The sequence below is a fragment of the Microcoleus sp. B5-D4 genome (assembly GCF_036705145.1).
GTDB lineage: Bacteria > Cyanobacteriota > Cyanobacteriia > Cyanobacteriales > Microcoleaceae > Microcoleus.
This window is the reverse complement of record NZ_JAUBTV010000002.1, coordinates 68,398-88,304: the sequence shown is the minus strand read 5'-3', so window position 1 is coordinate 88,304 and position 19,907 is coordinate 68,398. Positions and strand designations below refer to the sequence as shown.

The window sequence follows — 19,907 nt, the reverse complement described above, 5'->3', positions numbered from 1 at the left end:
GCAGACAGAAATTGCTTCCTGACTCGGAAGGCGAAAGCAATTGTTAATTCAACACCTCACGAAATCAAAACAATTCCTCTCACAATTTTCAGATATGCGTTGATAATTTTGCTTTAGGATGGCAGTCTGTCCTCGATCGCAATATAAGGCTCACCGTGAGTGCCCGTATATATTTGAGTCGGGCGGTAAATGCGGTTTGCCTCTAGCTGTTCCTTCCAGTGGGCCAACCAGCCAGCAACACGGGCGATCGCAAAAACCGGTGTAAACAAGTCGATCGGAATTCCCATTTTTCGGTAAACTAGACCCGAATAGAAATCTACATTTGCATAAATTCCTTTGTGACCCAATTTCTCCTCAACCACTTCTTCCAACTCGACAGCAATGTCGTAATAATCGTCATGACCGAAGTTCTCAAATAACTGTTCTGCTAACCCTTGGAGAATAGTTGCCCTCGGATCTTTCACCTTGTAAACTCGGTGACCGAAGCCCATAATTTTGTCCTTATTTGCAACGCACTTCTCGACAAAAGGCCGCACATTTTCTACCGAACCAATTTGCTCCAACATATCAATCACTTCTTCATTAGCTCCCCCGTGCAGCGGCCCCGCCAAAGTGCCAACTGCTGAAGCAATCACTCCGTAAGGGTCTGTCAGCGTCGAAGCTGTTACCATTGCCGAAAATGTAGAGGCATTAATTGTATGTTCAGCGTGGAGAGTCAGACAAGTGTCAAAAATGCTAGCTAACAGCGGATCGGGTTCTTGCTCGTTGAGCATATAAAGAAAGTTAGCCGAGTAGTTCAAGTCATCCCTCGGCCGCACCGGGTCATTTCCCCGTCGCATTTGCTGGAACGCTGCTACCATTGTGGGAATCTTAGCTAGCAGCCGCACTACAGCTTCTCGAATGTATGCTGGGTTAGCCAGAGCTCTGCGAGAGTAGAACAAGCCCAGAGCGGCCGCTGAAGCTTGCAGGGCGTCCATGGGATGTCCTCTTTCTGGAAAGCATTTCATCATGTCCCGGATGCGATATTTGATCCGGCGGTGATAGCGAATTTCATGCTCGAAAGCTTCGAGTTCTTCCTTTGTCGGAAGTACCCCCCAGATTAATAAATATGAAGTTTCGAGAAAGGAGCTTTTCAGTGCCAGTTCCTCGATGCTAATCCCGCGATATTCCAGCAACCCTTTTTGTCCATCGACGTAGCTAATGCTGGACAAGGTGGCGGGAACACCTTCTAAACCTGGTTTGAATTCGCCGACGACCATTGCGATACCGTTTTGTGTGAGTTCAATCTACATAAAAGTACATTACCAGAAACCAAGATAGTGTCGCAGTCTTGACAAATAATCATTTAATTGGGGTTCAGAAACCGGGTTTTTCAACAGATAGCCCGATCGCACCGCTGCGTATTGTCGCCTCTTTTTCCCGGTTTCGCCGTCCCAGAATGCGGTTTTAAGACTGCTGGCACGTCCTGTTAATGTCGCGGTTCGCTGTTTCTAGGGGAGCAAAAACTTGGGCGCAGTTAGCCAAAACATTTGGCTGCGGCCCACTGGGGAGCCGGTTTCCGGGAGGATTAAGCCGATGATACCTGCTTTTTTGAGAATCAGGGCATCTTGGGATCGAGCCCAAAGCAAAGTTTCTGCCCAGTTGCCCAAATCGGGTTGGTGGCCTACCAGGGCCAAGCTGCGGCTACCTATTTCCTGCCACTGTTTGTACCACTCCAGCCAGTTCCCGATGTCTCCTGAAGGTGCGAGGGCGGCGGATTCTTCTATTTGGGAACTCACACCGGCTGTTTGCAGGATTTGGGCGGTTTGCTGCGCCCGCAGTAGGGGACTGGTGAGAATCAAGTCAAACTGAATTTCGAGTTCGTACAGCCGTTGGGCAATTTTCCGGGTTTTACGATCGCCCTCTTTAGTCAGGGGGCGTTCTGAGTCTGTATCATATTCTTCGGGTGTGGCTGCGATACCGTGCCGGATCAGATATAAATGCACTGTGGCAGTCCTTTGTATAGTTGTGCGATGGCTACGCCCCGGCTTACGCCTACGAACTTATCGGTGAAGTTGGGCGCGATCGACATCTTTTGCCTATTCTACAACTGGATTAACCTCTGGCGCTGTCATCTGGTTTGCGCTTGTGTAGCGATCGCGCCCTTGTCGTTTCGCATCATATAATGCTCGATCGGCGAGGGCAACGAGTTCATCCGGTGAGGTTCCCAAGGAGGGAATCACAGTCGCAATTCCTATGCTAACGCTCACGATCGGGCTCACATCAGATCGATCGTGAGGGATTGCCAAATCTCGGATTGCCTGACGCATCGACTCAGCAACTGCGATCGCGCCATCCGCATCCGTATTCGGTAGGATAGCAGCGAATTCTTCCCCCCCGTAACGTGCAAACAGATCCGATGAACGTTTAACCGCAAGTGCCGCCGATGAAGCCACTTTTACTAAACAAATATCCCCAGCTTGATGTCCGTAGCAATCGTTATATCGCTTGAAATAATCTACATCCAACATAATCAACGAAAGCTGTTGTTTCCCCTGCATCAGTCGGTGCCATTCCGACTGCAATCGCTCATCAAAACAGCGGCGGTTTGCTACTTGTGTTAACCCATCTGTCGTAGCAATTAATCTTTCTTGTTCCGCCCGGTGTCTGAGCATCTCAAGAGCCTGCTTGCGTTCTGTAATATCAGCAAAAGTCGTTACTACTGCATAGGGTTGAGACTGATTCATCTGGAACAGCGGTTGCGAATTGATCGAAATCCAAGTCAGCGTTTTATCCGATTTGTGAATGCCCATCACCACATTTGATAGGGGTTTTCCCGTCCGTAGGGTAATCATTGCCGGATGCTGTTGGCAGGGGAAAGGAGAGCCATCTTCGTGAACGGTTCGCCAGTCTAAATCTATGGATGTACGCCCCATCATTTGTTCGGGGGTCAGTCCGAGAATCCTTGCGGCACTATCATTACAGGTAGTAATTTGTCCGTCTGCTAGCTGAAGTACGACGCCTTCAGTCATGCTTGTAATCACAGAACGATACCGTTCCTCGCTCTCCTGTAATTGACTCAGGAGAATGTTTTTAGCATCAAACTCTGAAGCCAGATGCAGGCTACCCCCCAAAAACCCCGCCATCAGTTGTAAGGTATGAATATCGGACTCTGTAAAGGCACAGGGTGTAGCGGAAACAACTTTTAAGACCCCAACCCGATCGTCCTGATAGAACAAGGGAACAACCACCAGTGACCGGATACCAATGCGCTGACAGACAGACTGCTCCACCCGTGTATCGGTTTGTGAATCATCGCAAAGCATGATTTGGCCGGTCGCAATACATTTTCCCGATAAACTTGTCCCTACTTTGATCCGTAATCCCACATAGGCGCTGGCGATACCGCTGGCTGCCCGATACACCAACTCATCCCCTTCCAGCATTTCAATCACGGCCCCATCGGCACCGAGCGATTTTTGAGTTCGATCGGTAATCACCGCCATCACTGCATCCAGGTTAGGATTGGGGGTGGCGATTTCCTGTTGGGTGGCAATCACCACCGCCAGACGCTCGAACTCTTGTTTTAATGCTGCTTCTGCTTGCTTGCGATCGGTGATATTTTTCATAAAGCAGTGATGCCCGCTCAATCGCTCCTGCGAGTCGTAGGCTGCCAACATCACCACCTGCTTGTAAAAGATCGAGCCATCTTTCCGGATACCCCGGGCCTCAAGCTCCACTCGGCCCTCGGCTAGCATTTTTTGATAAGCGGCCCTCATCCTGTCGCAGTCTTCGGGATGAACTGTTTTCTGCCAACTCATACCAACCATTTCTTCAGGCTGATAACCTGCTAGATTCGCGTAGGCTTGATTAACGGTGATGTACCGTCCGAAAATATCCAGCCGCGAGATGCCCTCAACGGCATTAGCAAGAGCTGTACTCAATTCTCTGAGTTCTGTTTCTGCCTGGACAAGATCCGTAATGTCTTGGGATGTACCAAACAACCGAATGACTTTTCCCTCTGCATTGAGTTGAACCTGTCCTCTGGCTTCGGTATGGCGGATAGAACCATTCGGGCGCACGATTCTGAGGCGCAATAGATAAGGCTCTGCGTGAGAGAGTGCTCGTTGAACTACCAGGTGTAGCTGTTTGGCACTTTCTGGATGGTAAAGCCGCAGGTTTTCTTCATAGGTAGGTTCGCCCAGGGCCCTGGATCGTCCCACAATCTCGAATAGTTCGGGAGACCAGGTAATTTTACCGGCAATCACGTCAAATTCCCAGCTACCGATGTGGGCAACCCGCTGGGCTTCTGACAACCGGGTTTCACTCTTTTGGAGGGCTGTTTCTACTTGCTGGCGGTCGGTAATGTCTTTTTCGTTCACCAGCAACATCGGGTTGCCTGTTACCGGGTCGTTGGTACACCGCACGTCCATCCCATGCCAGCGAATTCCCGCCAGAGTAATCACTTGAGCCTCCGTGCTAAATACTTCACCAGACTTAAGAGCTGCCATTGCTCGCTCTCCTACCTGAGAGTCAACAAAGTGACTCACAAAAGCATTATCTGTCGCAGAGCCACGGTGCAGCACCTCCCCGTAACAGCGCAACGCCGCCGGGTTTTGCAGCAGTGGCACACCTTCGAGGGTGTAGAGCGAAACCATCAGCGTGGTGTGTCGGATTGCCTCGATCGATCGTAGGGTTTCCGGTTCGATTTGAGGAGCGGTTTCGACCTTACCCTCCACCAGGATTGCCAAACGCCCGCTATCAATCCTGATGCCAGAGCACCGACAGCCGACAGAAACAGGCTCACCGGCCGGGTAAAACGTCCACTGCTCAGACAAGGTTTGGCCTTGCTCAAACTGCTCCAGATAGCTCTGCAAGCGAATTCGCGTACACTCTGACAACATATCGCTAAAGTTGTGGCTCGCGAGTTGCTGTCGTGTCGAAGCATTCCACAGGTACAAGGAGGCTTGGTTGGCCCACCGGATTTGCCAATCCTCAATATCAAATATCCAGATCGGGTTTTGCAACAAGTCAAAGGCTTTGAGGTGGACAATATCCCCGCTCAGGGAACAGGCCAAGTCTGGTTGTAGACAATTGTGATGATTGACTCTTGGCGCGCTTTCGGTATTGGGATCAGTTCGATTTGGTTCTGTTTCGAGTTCCGGCGGTTGAGTTGGCCCCAGCACCGGGTCGTGAGATTCCAAGTGCCGCATCCTCAACCCGATGTGCATTGCAACCTGTTGCAGGATCTCAAGGTCGAGAGGTTCCCACTGACGCGGACTTCGGCATTGATGAGCAATCAACAGTCCCCAAAGCTTCGGAGATTGCTGCTGTTTGCCATCTAACAAGATTGGTACAACTAAATTTGCCTGAACTTGGATGCGATCGAGCAATTCGACATCACAAGCTTGAAGATCACCAGCGTGAATATCAGAAATGCTGCTCGTTTGTCCCTGGCTGTAACGATCTACCCAGGTGGCTTCAAAGCAAGGATCATAAATCTGTTTTCCTAGGGTTGGCGGCCACTGGGCATCAACCGATTCTGCAAATACTACGCCATCTCTATGCGATAGGAAGCGATAAATAATTACACGATCGGTTTGCAGCAGCAACCTGGTTTCTTCTAGCGCACATTGCAAAATTGTCTCCAGAGCCACGAACTCGTTGATTTTAAGTGCAATTTCTGAAACTTTTTCTAGGCTTTTCTCTAACGACCAAGAGAAAGTCTGTTTTGTAGACATCTCCGTCTTCCTTGTTTTTTTAAGCTATTTTCTACTATCCTAACCCGCGGCAAATAAATATAATAATTTGTTTAAAATTGTATGAATCGCTACATGGGCTTAGGAAAAAAACCATATTCATGTGACAACCACAACTTTTTTTGACTGCTACAATTATTTTTTTCATATCATTTAGCCAATGGTTTAGGTTGTTGGGTATATATTTTGATTCTTTTCAAGGTTTTTTTTACTAATTATTATCGGAACTTTCCTGCACCAACTATAACAAATTGTGATGAATTTAGCGAGCAAACACTAAAATATCAAAAAAAATCCACCTTGCATTTTTGTTAAAAAGTAAGAAATATTGTGAATTTAGTAAACTCGCTAAAACTAAATTTGCTCCGCAACCTGGTTTTTTTGAGCAAAATACTTCGTTGCCTCCCTTGACAACAGTTAAAATACCCAGTTTATTTGGTGTGTATTTTGGGGAAATGGGGATAAAATTTATTAGGGTGAGTCCTGGAGAAGTCAACAGGGTTTTTTAACCTCCTTACTTCGTTAAAAGTGGCATCTTGCAGGATGTTCAATAAACTTTTTATGGTCGGATTCTCCTGGCCAACCCCTACTACCCACAAGAAAATACAGTTGTTGTGGAACAGGCCGGAAAGCCTGTTGATGGCAGAAGCGCACTAGGCGTGAGTTCAAACCCTCAATAAAACTTAAAAAAGCCGGTTGATGAGAGTTAGAGTGCGGGCAAGACTGATTATCAAGTTAAGATTTTGCCCGGACTGAGAAAAAAACACGGCAACACCTGGTAGCAAGCGGAGGTCAAAAAGCGATCGCATTCCCAGGCTGTTGCTGGAATCAAGACCGCACCTAAAAACTCCAGAGTTAATGATCGTAAACAGGATTGTCTTTAGGACTAATTAAATTCAGCAGTTTTTGCTTAATCTGAGCATCAAATACTTCCCATTTCAGCCTTGCATAATCGCTCTTCTCATTCCCGCCGGAAAGAAACCCCACGGGAATTTCAAAACCTCCGGCTTGACTTCTGCCGCCCCCAAAAAAGCGTCCTTGAGCATCTTGACCGAAGGCTTCTTTAATAAATTCGTCGGGGTCGAGAGTAAGTTTATTAGTTCGCAGGGAGCCAATTACTACTTCAATTTCTTCGTCTTTGTCGTGAACAATTGCGTAGACAACTGCTGTGTGTACGTTCTCCTCTGTTACTAAAAAGTCCGCCGCTTGGGGAATAGAATCCCGATCGTCATAGCGGAGGTAGCCGATGCCGGCGATCGAAAAATTGTTCTGGACGGTGCGGTGTTTGAGCGATCGCTCGATCGCGTCCATCACCCACTTAGAACGAGACGACTGTAACACCGCATTCAGCAACTGCGGGTCGTAAAACCTGCTCAAATAAGCCGCAGCTAAAAAGTCCTCCTCCTGAGCTTGTCTGAGGGCGATCGTATCCGATCGCAAACCGTGCATCAAAGCTGTAGCGCACTTGATGTGCAGACTGACGCTGGCGTCGAGAGTTAACAGTCCAGACTGTAAATACTCGGCAAAAATCGTGGCTGTAGCGCGGATTTGAGGGCGCAAATCGGTAAATTCTGCGTTCATTTCCCCCTGCAAATTGTGATGATCGATGACGGCAGCGATCGGAACTCCAGCCGCTAAAATATACTGGGTTAAGTTACAAGTCGTCCCTTGATTGTCAATGAAAGCGCAGCCCTGAAACACCGACAAATCCTTAGTCTTTACTGTTTCCACCGTCCACCGCTGCAACGGCAACCCTGTCAATTTAACTAAGGCAATATTTTCTTGGTGGCTGAGGGCGCCGGCGTAGATAATCTCGCATTGGATATCGTATTGTTCGGCGATTAATTTGTAAGTCCAAGCGCTGGAAAGTGCGTCGGGATCGGGAAAATCTTGCAGCAATATTAATTGGCGAGTGCCTTTGTGCCGATCGAACATTTGGCGGAACTGCTCGACTTTGCGATCGTGCAATTCCTCGCGGAGACGGCCGCGATTCTCTTCGGAAGCAACTTCGGCTTTGCTGCGCCGTTTCCCCGGCGCACTCACTCCGGCTACAACCTCGCTGCTAGGCTCAAGTTCACCTTCGCGGTTGCCGGATGTTCCATCGGAATTGTTAGGGAGATGGTCTTTCATCGTTGAAAATTAACAATTTAACTATTTCAGGATTTGCACGACATTCGATCTTAAACCCGGTTTCTTTGTAGATGCCTTTTTGTCAAAGCCCATACTTTTTACTAAAAACCTGATTTAAGAGCGTAAATTCTCTCTTTAATTTTTTAATTCACGCAAAGAGTGTTTGTTGCCAGGAACGAAGCAATCTCAGGACTGATAACTCCCGCAAAAAACCCCCGCGCTTGCGCTGACAGGGGTTTTAAAGGCCTATTACATATTTTTGCCATTCTTTGTGCATACCGCTCTTAACGTGTTTAGTGACTTCAAAATAAAGACCGCTGTGAGGTTTCCGAGGCGGATAGCGCAGCGGCATTCCCGCTTCTTTTGGCGTGCGGCTGCCTTTATTGACATTGCAGCGCACGCAGGCCGTAACGAGGTTTTCCCAACTGTCGCCTCCCCCGCGCGATCGGGGAATTACATGATCGAGGGTTAAATCGTCCCCCGTATAACTACAGTATTGACAAGAGTGTGCGTCCCGGTGCAAGATATTCCGGCGGGTCAGAGGAATATCCTTATAGGGAACTCGGACGTAATGCCTGAGTCGGATCACAGTTGGTAGCGGGAAGTTTGGCGCAATAAATTTCCCGTTGTGTTCTACCTGTTCTGCTTTTCCTTTCAGCAACAAAACTACCGCCCTTCGCCAATTGGTGATGTTAAGGGGTTCGTAGGAGGCGTTCAGCACCAGAACATTGCCCATTGTTGATTATTAAAGAGAATATTTTTTTCGATGTTAACACAGGTTCCACTTTAGGTGGGACGGCATCAGGAACAGCGAGGCTCAGCAAAAAAAGGTGAAAAACCACTCCTTTACCCTATACCTTGGCGCCTGCGCCCCCTAGGGCTGCATCTATTTTCGGCATTTGGTGTTTGTCAGCGAGCTTTTTCCCGGAGTTTTGGCTTAGATGAGGTCAGTGTGTGCGATCGCAAAAATTTGCCGAATAAATTTTATTTTTTTCCCTAAATGCCTAATCTTCCCGGCAACAAACAGTCTAACTTTTTAGACTATTAGTAACCTTAAATGAAAAAGCTTATTACTGCTCATGGAATTTCGGCTCTTAAAGTCAGCTTTTTGCGCGTCCATTATTGCCCTTGTTGCTCCGATTTTAGCAAGCAGTCCTGCCTTTGCCCAAACGCCTTCATTCTTCTGCGGCGCTGCTGGTGGCCGCCCCGCTACAATTGCTGTCCAACAAGGCAAAAATATTCCCGTTATTTTGTGGCTAGCTGATAACTATTTCAATGAATCAGGAGAAGATGCGATTACTCGGTGTACCAGAGTCTCAGGAATTCTCAACAACTCGCAACCGCAAGGAAGCTGGGATACTGTTGTCACAGCAGGTGCATCGACCAGCGGTCAACTAATTATTTGTGCAGCTAATCCTCAAGACGGTTCCTGTAGATTATTATATCAAGTACCCAAAGGCCAAAATCCAGAACAAGCCCGACAAGAACTCTTAAAAAGAGTTACAAATCCTAATGTAAGTGTTTCGCCTGTTAAAGTAAATTGATAGTCATAACTCATTAGCTACGGGTAGGACATGGGAATGCTGTGTCCTACTTGCAGAGAGTTGAAACTCTTGTAAAATACTTCGGTTGAGTGGTGAAAAAATTGCAGCTTTGCTTCAGCAATTCTTCTAACCCTTCAACCTGCCTCAGCCAGACAGTGCCGTTGCTTCCAGCTACAGCAATTTGCTTTCCGTCTCGACTCCAACTGACACTAACAACATTTTCCTCAAACTCAAATTGAGCAACCTGCCGCCCCGCTAAATTCCACAGCCGTACAGTCTTGTCAATTCCCACTGTAGCCAGCCGTTCTCCATCGGGACTAAAACTAATTGATTTCGCATCTAAATGCAATGTTTGAAATTCCTTAACTAATTCTTTTTCTGACAAATTCCACAGCCCAACTTTGCCATTCAATGTTACTGTAGCAAAGCGATACTGGTGTGGAGCAGGAGTGAAACTGATCCCAATTGCTTGAACAGGCAGTGTTTTTTTCAGCTTGCCCGACAAATTCCAAATCCGCACTGTTGAGTTGCCATCTAAAGTCGTTATAAAATCGCCGTTTGGGCTAAAATTTACGCTTCTCACTAAGCCGTTGTGACCAGGGAGTTTCACGACGCTAGAAGATATTGATTTTGGCAGTTTTGACAAGTTCCAAATTGCAGCATTGCTGTCTATTCCTGCGGCAGCCAACAACAGTCCATCGGGACTAAAACTGATGCTAGTAACTGAGCCTTGAATCCCTTTGAATGTAGAAATATTTTTTCCTGATAAATTCCATATTTTAACTGTGCTGTCCCTTCCTGCGGTTGCTAAAAATTTACCGTTAGGGCTAAAGTTTACCATATTAACTGACTGCTGCCGAGCTTTCCATTCAACAATTTTTTGCCCGGACAAGTTCCAAATCCGAACACTATCGTCTATTCCGGCGCTTACTAAAACTTGGTGAGTGGGGCTAAAATTGACGCTGGTAACTGCACCGATATGAGCTTGCCACTTCATCTTTATTTGTGGTGGAAGAGATGAGGATTGAATCTGCTCTTTTTCGCTAATCTTATCGAGGATTACTTGTAAGGCTAGCAGCGGTATAGTAGCCGGATATTGTTCTAGACGTGGTTGATTTTTAACCAAAGTTTTTAACTTTTTTCCCGATGCGATCGCCCTCAGTAAAGCTTCTGATAAAGCTTCTGTGCTTTCGGTTTTTTGAGATACCGCCAACAATAAAGCATCGCTGCCATTTTGTTCTATCTCAATACTTGCTTGTGCTAGTTTAAACCGCTGGTAAGCGAGAGTTGAAAAGCCGATCGCTGTCAGTAACGATGCTGCCAGTACCGCAGAACCGATGCCGATCCACTGTTTGGCTTTTTGTTTGGCAGAGTCAGCTTCACTCAAAGCTTTTTCGGCATCATAGACAGCTTTTTTTGTTTCGAGTGTAGCTGAATGCAGCAGTTGATTTTGGTCGCTCAAAATAACTTTCTGGCTGGCAGTCAAAAACTGAAAATCTTCGTTTCTCAAACTTTTTCCTGCCGCCCAAACTAATGCTGACTGCAAATCATCCCCTCGCAACAGTTGGGAATCATCTTCACAGCTAGAATTTAGCCATAGTTTGATAGCTTCCGAGTAAGGCGAGAGTTTTTCTAATTTTTCTCCAAGTAATTCTTTGTTAAATACAGCTTGATAAATAGGATTAGAAATTGTTAATTTTTCCCCGCGCTTAACGATTAATCCGCTTAATCGCAACTCCATTTGTTCGGCACTGCCATCGGGGATAATTTCAGTTTGTTCTAAAATTTGCTGATATAATCCGAGTCTCCTCACAATCCGCTGGTTTTCTTTGAAAAGCCGATCGCGAATTGTGGACAAATGTTCTGGGACATCCTGAGATTCCCAATTCTCCACTATTTTCAAGCGCACTACCTTTTCAACCCACTCTTTAGAAGTGTTAATTTTATCTTTTCCCCCCCCTTGGCCACGGGCGGCTGCATCTTCCTCCCCCCCTTGGCCACGGGCGGCTGCATCTTCCTCCCCCCCTTGGCAAGGTGGGGCTGCATCTTCCTCCCCCCCTTGGCAAGGTGGGGCTGCATCTTCCTCCCCCCCTTGGCAAGGGGGGGCTGGGGGGGGTAAATTCGGGATTAATTGTGGATTTTCCAACAATAGTTTGCACAGCTTTTGAGTCAAAAAAGGCTGCCCGCCCGTCCAATACAAAACCTCTCTCAAAACTTCATTAGGGCTGTCTGTAAGCTCTGCCAAGCCCGCTGCTAGCGGTTGAGCTTCTGTTTCGTCAAAACCAGTTAATTCGATCGCCTTGCCAATATTAAAAGGGGTATTGCTGCTGGCATTTTGCTCGCGGCACAAATCCGTCGGCGATGCTACACCTAAGAGGGCCCAAGTTAGGCGATCGAACTCTGAATTGTTGGCGCGCTTGTTGTAGCAGGATCGAATTAAGGCTAAAAAATCGTCGGCGGGAAAATCTAGGGCGAGAATGCTGTCGATTTCGTCAATAAAAATGACAATATTGCTGGAAATGTTGGGTAATAGTACGGTTTCGATGAATTCGCTCAATCTTTGAACCGGAGTTAAAAAATTGCGATCGCGCCACCAAGTCCGCACGTTGACAATATCCGACAGGTTAAAGTTATTTTCGAGAATGCGTAGCAAACCAGCATACCACTGTTCGGGAGTTACGCCGCGATTGCCAATTTCCGAAATGTCGATCGCAGCACAAGCAATTCCTTCATTTCTCAGCCGCTGAATTGTCCGCACCTGCAAGCTAGATTTGCCCATTTGCCGGGAATTCAAAACATAGCAAAATTCCCCGGCTTTCAATCCGTTATAAAGGTCGTCGTCGGCTTGCCGCTTCACATAATTGGGAGCGTTATTTGTGAGACTGCCGCCGACTTGATAGTAACTGGGCTTTGTGGTAAAATTCATACAATAAAAAAGAACTTTAGGCGGTTTAAACCGCTCAATAGTCAAACGAAGTCCCTCTCTAAGAGACTAAAGAATCGAGGGGTTATTATAATTTTGTATGATTAATTGTACCACAATAAATAAATATACTTAATTAAATCTCAGATACAAAGGGCTAAAAAAGTTGCTATATGAGCATTTTTCCTTATTCCTGACATCCGTTACATCCGTTACATCCGTTACATAATCCGTTGCCGAACTTTCTTCTACTTACAGCATGAAAACTGATTGGACTGGATATAACGACGACAAAGACAAGTTAAGATCTGAAATTTGGTCTTTGCTGATTCAGCAAGCCGCATCTATTGGCGATCCGTTTGGTCATATTCCCAACTTTGTTGGTGCACAGGTGGCTGCCGAAAGATTGGCAACTTTACCAATATGGCAACAAGCAAAAACGATTAAGTGCAATCCAGATGCGGCGCAAAATCCGGTGCGGATGCAAGCTTTGCAAGAGGGAAAACGCCTGTATATGGCAGTGCCGCGATTGACAGACGATCGCTGTTTTGTTGAGTTAACTGCTGAGGATTTGCAGAGGCAAAATATATCAATTGCCGAAAGTGCGATCGCCCGCCAAGCACTGAGTTGCGGAACATTGGTAAGTTTTGCAGAAATGGAGCCGATTGATTTAGTAATAGTCGGGTGCGTAGCAGCAGGGCCGGGCGGTGGAAGAACCGGGAAAGGTGCAGGTTTTGCCGATTTGGAATTGGCTATGTTGAAGGAATTCGGGTTAGTACAAATCGATACGCCAATTGTAACAACAGTGCATCCTTTGCAAATAGTCTCAGATTTGCGTTTGCCAATGCAAGCTCACGATTGGGCGCTGAATTGGATTGTTACTGCTGAGGAGGTAATTGAGACTAATACAAGTTATCCGCGTCCAATTGGGTTAAACTGGGATAGTATACGGCCGGAACAGTTGGAAAAAATACCAATTTTGCGAAAGTTGAGAGAGCAATTAACCAATAACAAATAGCTTTCAATCACAATCAAGGCAAAAGAGCATCTACAGCGATCGCCCCAATTTCTATCCCTTCAATAATAATCGGTATAACAGCCGATCGCCCAAAATCCAACCTTTGACTGTAATCTGGCTGCTCAACTTCAACAAGAGGTTGAGAGTACACCTCAACCAGTCCTTCAACAAGATTCACAATCCAATAAATCGCAATTCCAGCGCGGGCATAAATCCGTTTTTTGACAGTGCGATCGCGCTGAAGCGTCGTATCTGATACTTCAATAATCAGGGCAATATCTTCAGCGCCCGGATGCCGATCGAGATACTGCCGCGTATCCCCTCGAACAACCACTATATCAGGTTCGGGTTCGCTGTTGGATAGCGTTATCGGTTCTTGGGAATCAACATACCACCCCGCAGGTAAAATATTCTCTAAAGCTGTTCTGACAAGACGAGTTGTGACTCGATGCGGTGGATTTTTGGGCATTTTGAAAACCAACCAACCTTCCAGCAATTCTACAGAGTCATCATCGGTGAGAATGCCAGCTTGAATTATCGCATGATACTGCTCGATGCTCAAGCGCCAAATCAGATCGTTCGGAATTGCTGCAACAGTTTCGACGGGCGGCATAACTGTAGGGGGGAGTTGATTATTGTCTTATTTTACTGTTTTTTTAACGAACCGCAAAGGCGCGAAGCAAGACAGAAGAAGACTGTAAGTTGATGATATATCTACTTTGTGGTGAACACGCGCCATGCAATGAAAGCAGTAAAACCTAGATAACCAAATACGGCTATCCAATCTAGCCAATTATCGGATGTTATCAAAAAAATATCGTTCATGGGTATCATTCACCTGATTATTAATTACAGAAATTATACCAAATCCTCGTTAGTTATCCCCATCTCTCTCTTCTGGATACTCTGCGTCCTCTGCGTCCTCTGCGGTTAAATCATTCCTATGCAACCGGAATTGAGAAGACTGGCTTTTTAGGAAAATTATATTAAGTCTTTTTAAGAGGTGTTGTATGCTTCGTCAAGAAATCTAACAGTGCTTCCGCCTGTGGGGATGGCTGTAAACTGGCGTAAGAATAGCGATACAAACCTCTGCAAATCAGAGATAACCGCGTTGGGAAATCAAGCACTGATGGGATATCGACAATCACATCATCAACTGGTGGAATATCCCCTCGCTGACAATATACGGCATAGCTAATTCGAGGCGATTTAGCCCGACTGCTGCTGCGGCTTCCCCAGTGAAAAACGTATTGATCCCAGCACGATAGAGTACCAGCTTGTGTCGGTAAAGCCCGGATATCTTCCAAGGCAAATTTAGTAGCTTTCGTCTTGAGATTTTTGATAGCTTCAGCATACTCTGGATCGCGGTTTGCCGGAATCATGTACATACATGAATTGAGGGGATTGGCCTCAGTAATTGTCACCCAGAGAGTAAGCACTGTCGGCCTACCGTTGGAGTCTATAGTATTTTCGTACTCGGCGTCGCGGTGAGGCTCAAATCCTTTGCCACTGTCAGAAGTTTCTATGTAATAAACCCAAAAATTTGGAACTAGCTTGTAGCCGTTTCCCAAAATTCCTGTCAAGGTTGAGTTAAAGTAACCAAATGCTTGATAGAAGACATCGTAGACGAGGGCAAACATTGTCGGAAACCCGGCTTTTCGGACATTTTCTATACAGTCGCGCATCTGGTGAATAGTCGCAGCAGGTATTACGCTAGGTGTTTGGAAATAGCCTTCTTCTCGCAGTTGCAGCCTGTACTCGTCAATTTCTGCTTTTTGGATTCCCGACACTTCTGAAAAGCCTTCAAATGGTCGATCGGAAATAGTTGAATTGGGGTTGAGCTCGCGCCAGTAGTTAATATCTTCTGCTTGGGGCAGAAGTGGAATTAATTTATCTAAGTCAAGAGACTTTCTCAGAGTCACGGTTTCTTCAGTCATCGATCCTATTTTACGTTGATACTGCACAGGGAAAAGCCGGATCGCCATGATGCGATATTTGTGCTGCTCTTTCCCCCTACTGCTGATTCTACGTCATTAACGAGCTAAAATCTCCAATTAATTAACTCCCCAATTAGTTTTAAAATATTGTCGATACAGTTCGCACCTGGGCACGCACTCGTTCCCCTGCAATCTCACCAACCCCAAACTGTCTAATTTAAACGCCTGCATCGCCTTTAGTTGCACCGGAGAATCCGCCGCCACAATCTCTCTCATCCCCTGCGCCAACTCTGGATATTCTTCTAAATTCCACAACTGCCGGCGCAAATGGTCGCTGTAAATTCCCGCATCTGCGATCGCAGTTTCTTTTAATTCATCGAGTGTCAAACCCGATCGCGAAATGTGATATAATGCAACTCGCACTAAATACGGATGACCGCCCACAATTCCCATCAAATCCTCAACTTCTGCCTCCGACCAATTCAAGTTGTGGCGCGCTGCTAAATCTTGTATTTGCTGAGAGTTGAATTCGGGCAAATCTACGGGCAGTCCGACGTTAAAAGGCGATTGATTGATGTTCATCGGGATGTAAACTTCGGTGGAGTGAACTACAATTAATCGCAGTTTTTTCCAGATGTCGCGCCGCTTCGATTCTTCGTGCCACGCCCGCAGCAGTCCTAAAAAGTCTTCGGCAATGTCGGGATATTGGAAAACGCGATCGATCTCGTCTAATCCTAAAATTAAAGGACTGTCGATTTGCGGCAAAATATATTTTTCAAAGTAATCTTTGCAGTTGACTTTGCTGCCAAAAATCTCGTCCCAATAATCGTCTAATTGATTGGGTAAGTGCAACTCGCGCCCGACGTAAGCGCAAAACCACTTTAAGAATTTATCTAAGTTGGCAAATACGGCTTTATCTACTAACTGAAAAGTTAGCGGCACTGTGCAATAGCCTTGACGGGCTCCGTGATGCAAAATTCTTGCCATCAAGGAAGTTTTGCCCATTTGTCTCGGTGCTTTAATTCTAATTAACGCGCTGGGCTGCACAATAGTTTGATAACAGCGTTCTTCGATGGGCGGGCGTTCTACATAAAATTGAGAAGCGACATCGACTTGTCCTCCCGGTAATTCTGGTTCGGCGGCGGGTAGAGGTATTTCGTCGCTGCTAATTTCTAATAGCTGTTTTTGTGTTAAATCTTCCGTTTGTTCTGTAACCGGTGCGGGTTTTTCTGCTAGCAAATTCAGAACTTCTTCGATAATAATTGGAGTGTCGGCGGTGGTTTTCCATTCCCTCTGTTTGATGCGGTACAGATAGCCCCGCAAGTCGTGATTTAGAGGCGCGTTCAGGGGGAAACCGACGCGGATGGGGAGAATTATTGGTTTTTTGTCATGGCGCGAGTCTTGGAGTTCTTTTGCTTGCTGAACTTGATATGTTAGTAGTTCGCTTTGGTTTCCCGTTGGCGGTAACAGTAGCAGCAAATAATCGCATTCTTGGAGGAATAAATTAATGCGATCGAACCAATTATCTCCTAATCTAATGTTATTTTCTGCTGTGAAAACTGTATGACCGATCGCGCTTAAGGCCGTTTCTAACTGTTTTCCCAACTCGCGATCGGGTTCGGCGCTGCGATAACTGACAAATACTTTAACAATTCTGCTGCTGGTGGCTGTTTCCCCCGCTGGTGGCAAATTGTCCAGCTCGTCTAAATTTTCCGGTTCCTCAAGTTTAGCCGATCGATGGTCGCTAGCAGCCAGAGTCATCTCAAAAGCCGCGAACAACTGCCGAATTTTACTCAAATCCGCACCTTCTCTACCCTGCTTAATTTTGCTGACTGTATCGGCACCGACGCCAGATTCAGCCTCGATTTCCGTCAGAGTACCTCTAATGTTATGTCGGTCAGACCATTCTTGGAGCGCCTCGTTAAGTTTCTTTAAGCCAGAGGCAGTGAGAATGCGACCACGATCGCGTTTTGACTTGAGCACTTCGCTTGCACTGAAAGGGGAACGAATCTAGAAATTTTAACGCCTTAAGTCCCTATTTTAGGCGATTTTAAGGAAGATAGTCAGCCAGCCGGAATTTAAGGGATTTTACTTGAAGAGGTTTTTGGGGCGATCGACTCCTCAAACTCTGTCCTGATAACGGCTTCAACAGTTGAATATATTTGAGGAGAAAAAGTTTTTCTTAACTCCCCAATCTCCGCCGCTAATGACGATTTAACTTTTTAGAGTAGATACACGAAGCAAAAAAGGAGAACCCAAATGAACAAAATCTTACACAGACTGGCAATGGCCGCTTTGGGAACTGCCGCCATTTTCACAATTAATACACTCAATAATTTAACAGAAGCATCAGCCGCTGGTAAATTTGACCAACCAGAAATTTATCAAAACACAGTTTTTCCACTTGGCGTACCGGGTCAGTTCCATAAATAGGCAAATTCATTGATTGATTGATTTAATTTAATTAAGGAGAAATTATGAAGTCTACACTGTGTTCGCCGCAACCTATAGCTACAAAATCAGACTCGGTTGATGCTGAGGCGATCGATGCCTGCACTGCACTTGCGTGGGTGGAATTGGTAGCATTAGATGCCAGCGCTCTCACGGGGGATGATTGGCTGGCTTTGTGCGATGATATAGATAGCGGGGAAATCTACCGCTGCTGGTTTTTGTGGCGCGATCGCGAAGTTAGCGGTAATTGGGAAGCTTACGATCCTTTGAGCGATCGCCGATTTGTTGCTAAGGGAAAAGTTTTTCTCAAAGCCGCGATCGACTCCCTCGAAGATGCTAGAAATCGGGAAGTCGCCTAACTTGAATTCATCGAAGGCGAATAAAATTTGTGCCTACAAAATAAGAATTCTGCCAAGAGAATTCGCCAGTGTACAAAGTTTTGTCCGCCTGCGCGAGACAGGAAGAAAAAGGGGTAATAGAACCGGATTTGATATGAGTCCCGGAAACGGAATACTCTCAGAGAAAATAAAAAAAATACGGCTGGGGGCAAGAATTGACTGTATGATGCTAGGTGCTTCATCTCGAAAGCGGTTGATAACGTTTTTCCTGCCGCTTTATCGCTGCCGCCGTTCCACTTTTTCTCTTTAAACATGACTCTAAAACTGCGATGGCTGTTGCCGGCCGCCCTTAGTCTTTTCTCGATCGCCCTGCCCGCAAAAGCTGATACACTAACATCTTGGCACTTCGATGCCCGCGAAAACCAACTCAATTTAACCACAGATTCAGGAGTGCAGCCGGAAGTTAAACTAATCGCCAATCCCACCCGCTTAGTAATTGATTTACCGGGAATAGTTTTGGAATATCCCGAAACTCCTCAAAGCTACAATTCAGCTATTCAACAAATTAGAGTCGGGCAATTTGACACCGGAACTACCAGGTTAGTGATACAATTAACTCCCGGTTATAAGTTAGACCCGCAAAAAGTCCGAGTCATTAGAGAATCTGCCACGCGCTGGTCATTTCAGTTGCCAAATCCAGAGCAAATAGCGGGCAACGAGTTTTTGCAACCAACACCTATTACCCAGATAGAACAAAAACCCAGTCAAGTTCCCCTAACTGCTTCTTCAGCCACTCCGAGAAATTATGACGCTGATTTGGGGATTTCAACAGGTTCCGAAATGAGCGCAATCAAGCCTCAAATCGAAAGTGCGATCGCACAGTATAGATCCCTCAGCGCCGGAATGTTTTTTCTGGATTTAGATACAGGAAACTATTTGGATATCAAGGGCGATCGAGTATTTCCGGCCGCCAGTACCATCAAACTACCAATTCTGATTGCTTTTTATCAAGATGTAGACGCGGGCAAAGTTAGCCTAGACGAAACATTAGTTATGAAGCCCGACTTAGTTGCCAGCGGTTCTGGAACTATGCAAGACAGACCAAATGGCACTCGGTTTAGCATCAGAGAAACCGTAGATAAAATGATTACCATCAGCGACAATACAGCCACCAACATGATTATTGAACGTTTGGGGGGAATTGCTAAACTCAACGAGCGTTTTCGCAATTGGGGATTAACTGATACGAGAATTCGCAATTGGCTCGGTGATTTTCAAGGAACAAATACCACAAGTTCTGTGGATATGGTAAAGTTGCTGGCGATGCTGTCTGGCGATAAATTAGTCTCTGAATCGAGTCGCGAACAAGCTTTAGAATTACTGCGGCACACAACAACTAGAACGCTTTTGCCATCCGGTTTGGGGCCCGGTGCAGTTATTGCTGACAAAACCGGAGATATCGGGTTTGTGGTTGGCGATGCGGGAATTATTGATATGCCCAACGGTAAGCGTTATTTAGCGGCAATCTTTGTCAAACGTCCTTACAATGACCCGATTGTGAGAGATTTTGTGCGTCGAATTTCGCGGATTGTTTACAATTATTTAGACCAACCTGCGGCGAGAGTACCGGATAATTTACGTTAATCTGAGATGTTGCACCATTGTCAATCAGCCTTTTGAACGGACTCTGGGGCCCCTTCCACAAGAAAATCTACTCTTTGTGGAACAGGCATCTTGCCTGTTCTTGAGAAGCAATATCTCACGTTGATCAGACAATTCGGCGATTGAAATCGCTACTAAACAAACAAAGTCCGCGTTCGCGGACTTG

Annotated in this window: 15 protein-coding genes; 5 read left to right on the top strand and 10 right to left on the bottom strand. The window is 46.2% G+C overall.

Annotation, left to right across the window (positions count from 1 at the left end; translation table 11 throughout):
* Positions 1-113: 113 nt before the first annotated feature.
* The 6 genes from QUB10_RS01325 to QUB10_RS01300 all read right to left on the bottom strand — a co-directional run bounded on the left by QUB10_RS01325 (position 114) and on the right by QUB10_RS01300 (position 8,604).
* Positions 114-1,259: a citrate synthase gene (locus QUB10_RS01325; RefSeq protein WP_333198779.1), complete on the bottom strand. Its 1,146-nt coding sequence runs from the start codon at positions 1,257-1,259 to the stop codon at positions 114-116.
* Positions 1,260-1,490: 231 nt separating this feature from the next.
* Entirely contained in the window at positions 1,491-1,985 is a 495-nt protein-coding gene (gene sixA / locus QUB10_RS01320) for a phosphohistidine phosphatase SixA (RefSeq protein ID WP_333198777.1), read from the bottom strand.
* Between the two features lie 93 nt (positions 1,986-2,078).
* On the bottom strand, positions 2,079-5,720 hold the full coding sequence (locus QUB10_RS01315; RefSeq protein WP_333198775.1) for a diguanylate cyclase domain-containing protein: 3,642 nt from the start codon (positions 5,718-5,720) through the stop codon (positions 2,079-2,081).
* Between the two features lie 280 nt (positions 5,721-6,000).
* Positions 6,001-6,234, bottom strand: a complete 234-nt coding sequence (locus tag QUB10_RS01310) for a hypothetical protein (RefSeq protein ID WP_333198773.1) — start codon at positions 6,232-6,234, stop codon at positions 6,001-6,003.
* A 359-nt stretch (positions 6,235-6,593) separates the two neighbouring features.
* Positions 6,594-7,868 (bottom strand): bifunctional oligoribonuclease/PAP phosphatase NrnA, encoded by a 1,275-nt coding sequence (locus QUB10_RS01305; protein ID WP_333198771.1) that lies wholly within the window; start codon positions 7,866-7,868, stop codon positions 6,594-6,596.
* A 238-nt stretch (positions 7,869-8,106) separates the two neighbouring features.
* Complete coding sequence (locus QUB10_RS01300) at positions 8,107-8,604, bottom strand: HNH endonuclease (protein ID WP_190659271.1); 498 nt, start codon at positions 8,602-8,604, stop codon at positions 8,107-8,109.
* Between the two features lie 343 nt (positions 8,605-8,947).
* Here QUB10_RS01300 and QUB10_RS01295 point away from each other — a divergent pair, with 343 nt between their 5' ends.
* The gene (locus QUB10_RS01295; protein WP_333198768.1) at positions 8,948-9,412 is read left to right on the top strand and encodes a COP23 domain-containing protein; all 465 of its coding nucleotides are present in this window, start codon (positions 8,948-8,950) and stop codon (positions 9,410-9,412) included.
* Positions 9,413-9,458: 46 nt separating this feature from the next.
* On the opposite strand, the gene QUB10_RS01290 is transcribed toward QUB10_RS01295, so the two are convergent.
* Positions 9,459-12,338 carry an AAA-like domain-containing protein gene (locus QUB10_RS01290; RefSeq protein WP_333198766.1) on the bottom strand — a complete coding sequence of 960 codons (2,880 nt, stop codon included), beginning with the start codon at positions 12,336-12,338 and terminating at the stop codon, positions 9,459-9,461.
* A gap of 256 nt (positions 12,339-12,594) precedes the next feature.
* On the opposite strand from QUB10_RS01290, the gene QUB10_RS01285 reads away from it, so the two are divergent.
* Positions 12,595-13,353, top strand: coding sequence for a 5-formyltetrahydrofolate cyclo-ligase (locus QUB10_RS01285; RefSeq protein ID WP_333198764.1), 759 nt, complete (start codon positions 12,595-12,597; stop codon positions 13,351-13,353).
* A gap of 13 nt (positions 13,354-13,366) precedes the next feature.
* On the opposite strand, the gene QUB10_RS01280 is transcribed toward QUB10_RS01285, so the two are convergent.
* From QUB10_RS01280 to QUB10_RS01270, 3 genes are all read right to left on the bottom strand, one after another.
* Positions 13,367-13,966 (bottom strand): Uma2 family endonuclease, encoded by a 600-nt coding sequence (locus tag QUB10_RS01280; protein ID WP_333198762.1) that lies wholly within the window; start codon positions 13,964-13,966, stop codon positions 13,367-13,369.
* 373 nt (positions 13,967-14,339) lie between these two features.
* Positions 14,340-15,290: a phytanoyl-CoA dioxygenase family protein gene (locus QUB10_RS01275; protein ID WP_333198760.1), complete on the bottom strand. Its 951-nt coding sequence runs from the start codon at positions 15,288-15,290 to the stop codon at positions 14,340-14,342.
* A 117-nt stretch (positions 15,291-15,407) separates the two neighbouring features.
* A complete protein-coding gene (locus QUB10_RS01270) occupies positions 15,408-17,273 on the bottom strand; it encodes an AAA-like domain-containing protein (RefSeq protein ID WP_333198758.1) in 1,866 nt (621 codons plus the stop codon).
* Positions 17,274-17,549: 276 nt separating this feature from the next.
* On the opposite strand from QUB10_RS01270, the gene QUB10_RS01265 reads away from it, so the two are divergent.
* The 3 genes from QUB10_RS01265 (at position 17,550) to QUB10_RS01255 (ending at position 19,723) form a co-directional block, all read left to right on the top strand.
* A complete protein-coding gene (locus tag QUB10_RS01265; RefSeq protein WP_333153126.1) occupies positions 17,550-17,723 on the top strand; it encodes a hypothetical protein in 174 nt (57 codons plus the stop codon).
* Between the two features lie 44 nt (positions 17,724-17,767).
* Positions 17,768-18,100, top strand: coding sequence for a hypothetical protein (locus QUB10_RS01260; RefSeq protein WP_006633666.1), 333 nt, complete (start codon positions 17,768-17,770; stop codon positions 18,098-18,100).
* Positions 18,101-18,391: 291 nt separating this feature from the next.
* The gene (locus QUB10_RS01255) at positions 18,392-19,723 is read left to right on the top strand and encodes a serine hydrolase (RefSeq protein ID WP_333198756.1); all 1,332 of its coding nucleotides are present in this window, start codon (positions 18,392-18,394) and stop codon (positions 19,721-19,723) included.
* Positions 19,724-19,907: the final 184 nt, after the last annotated feature.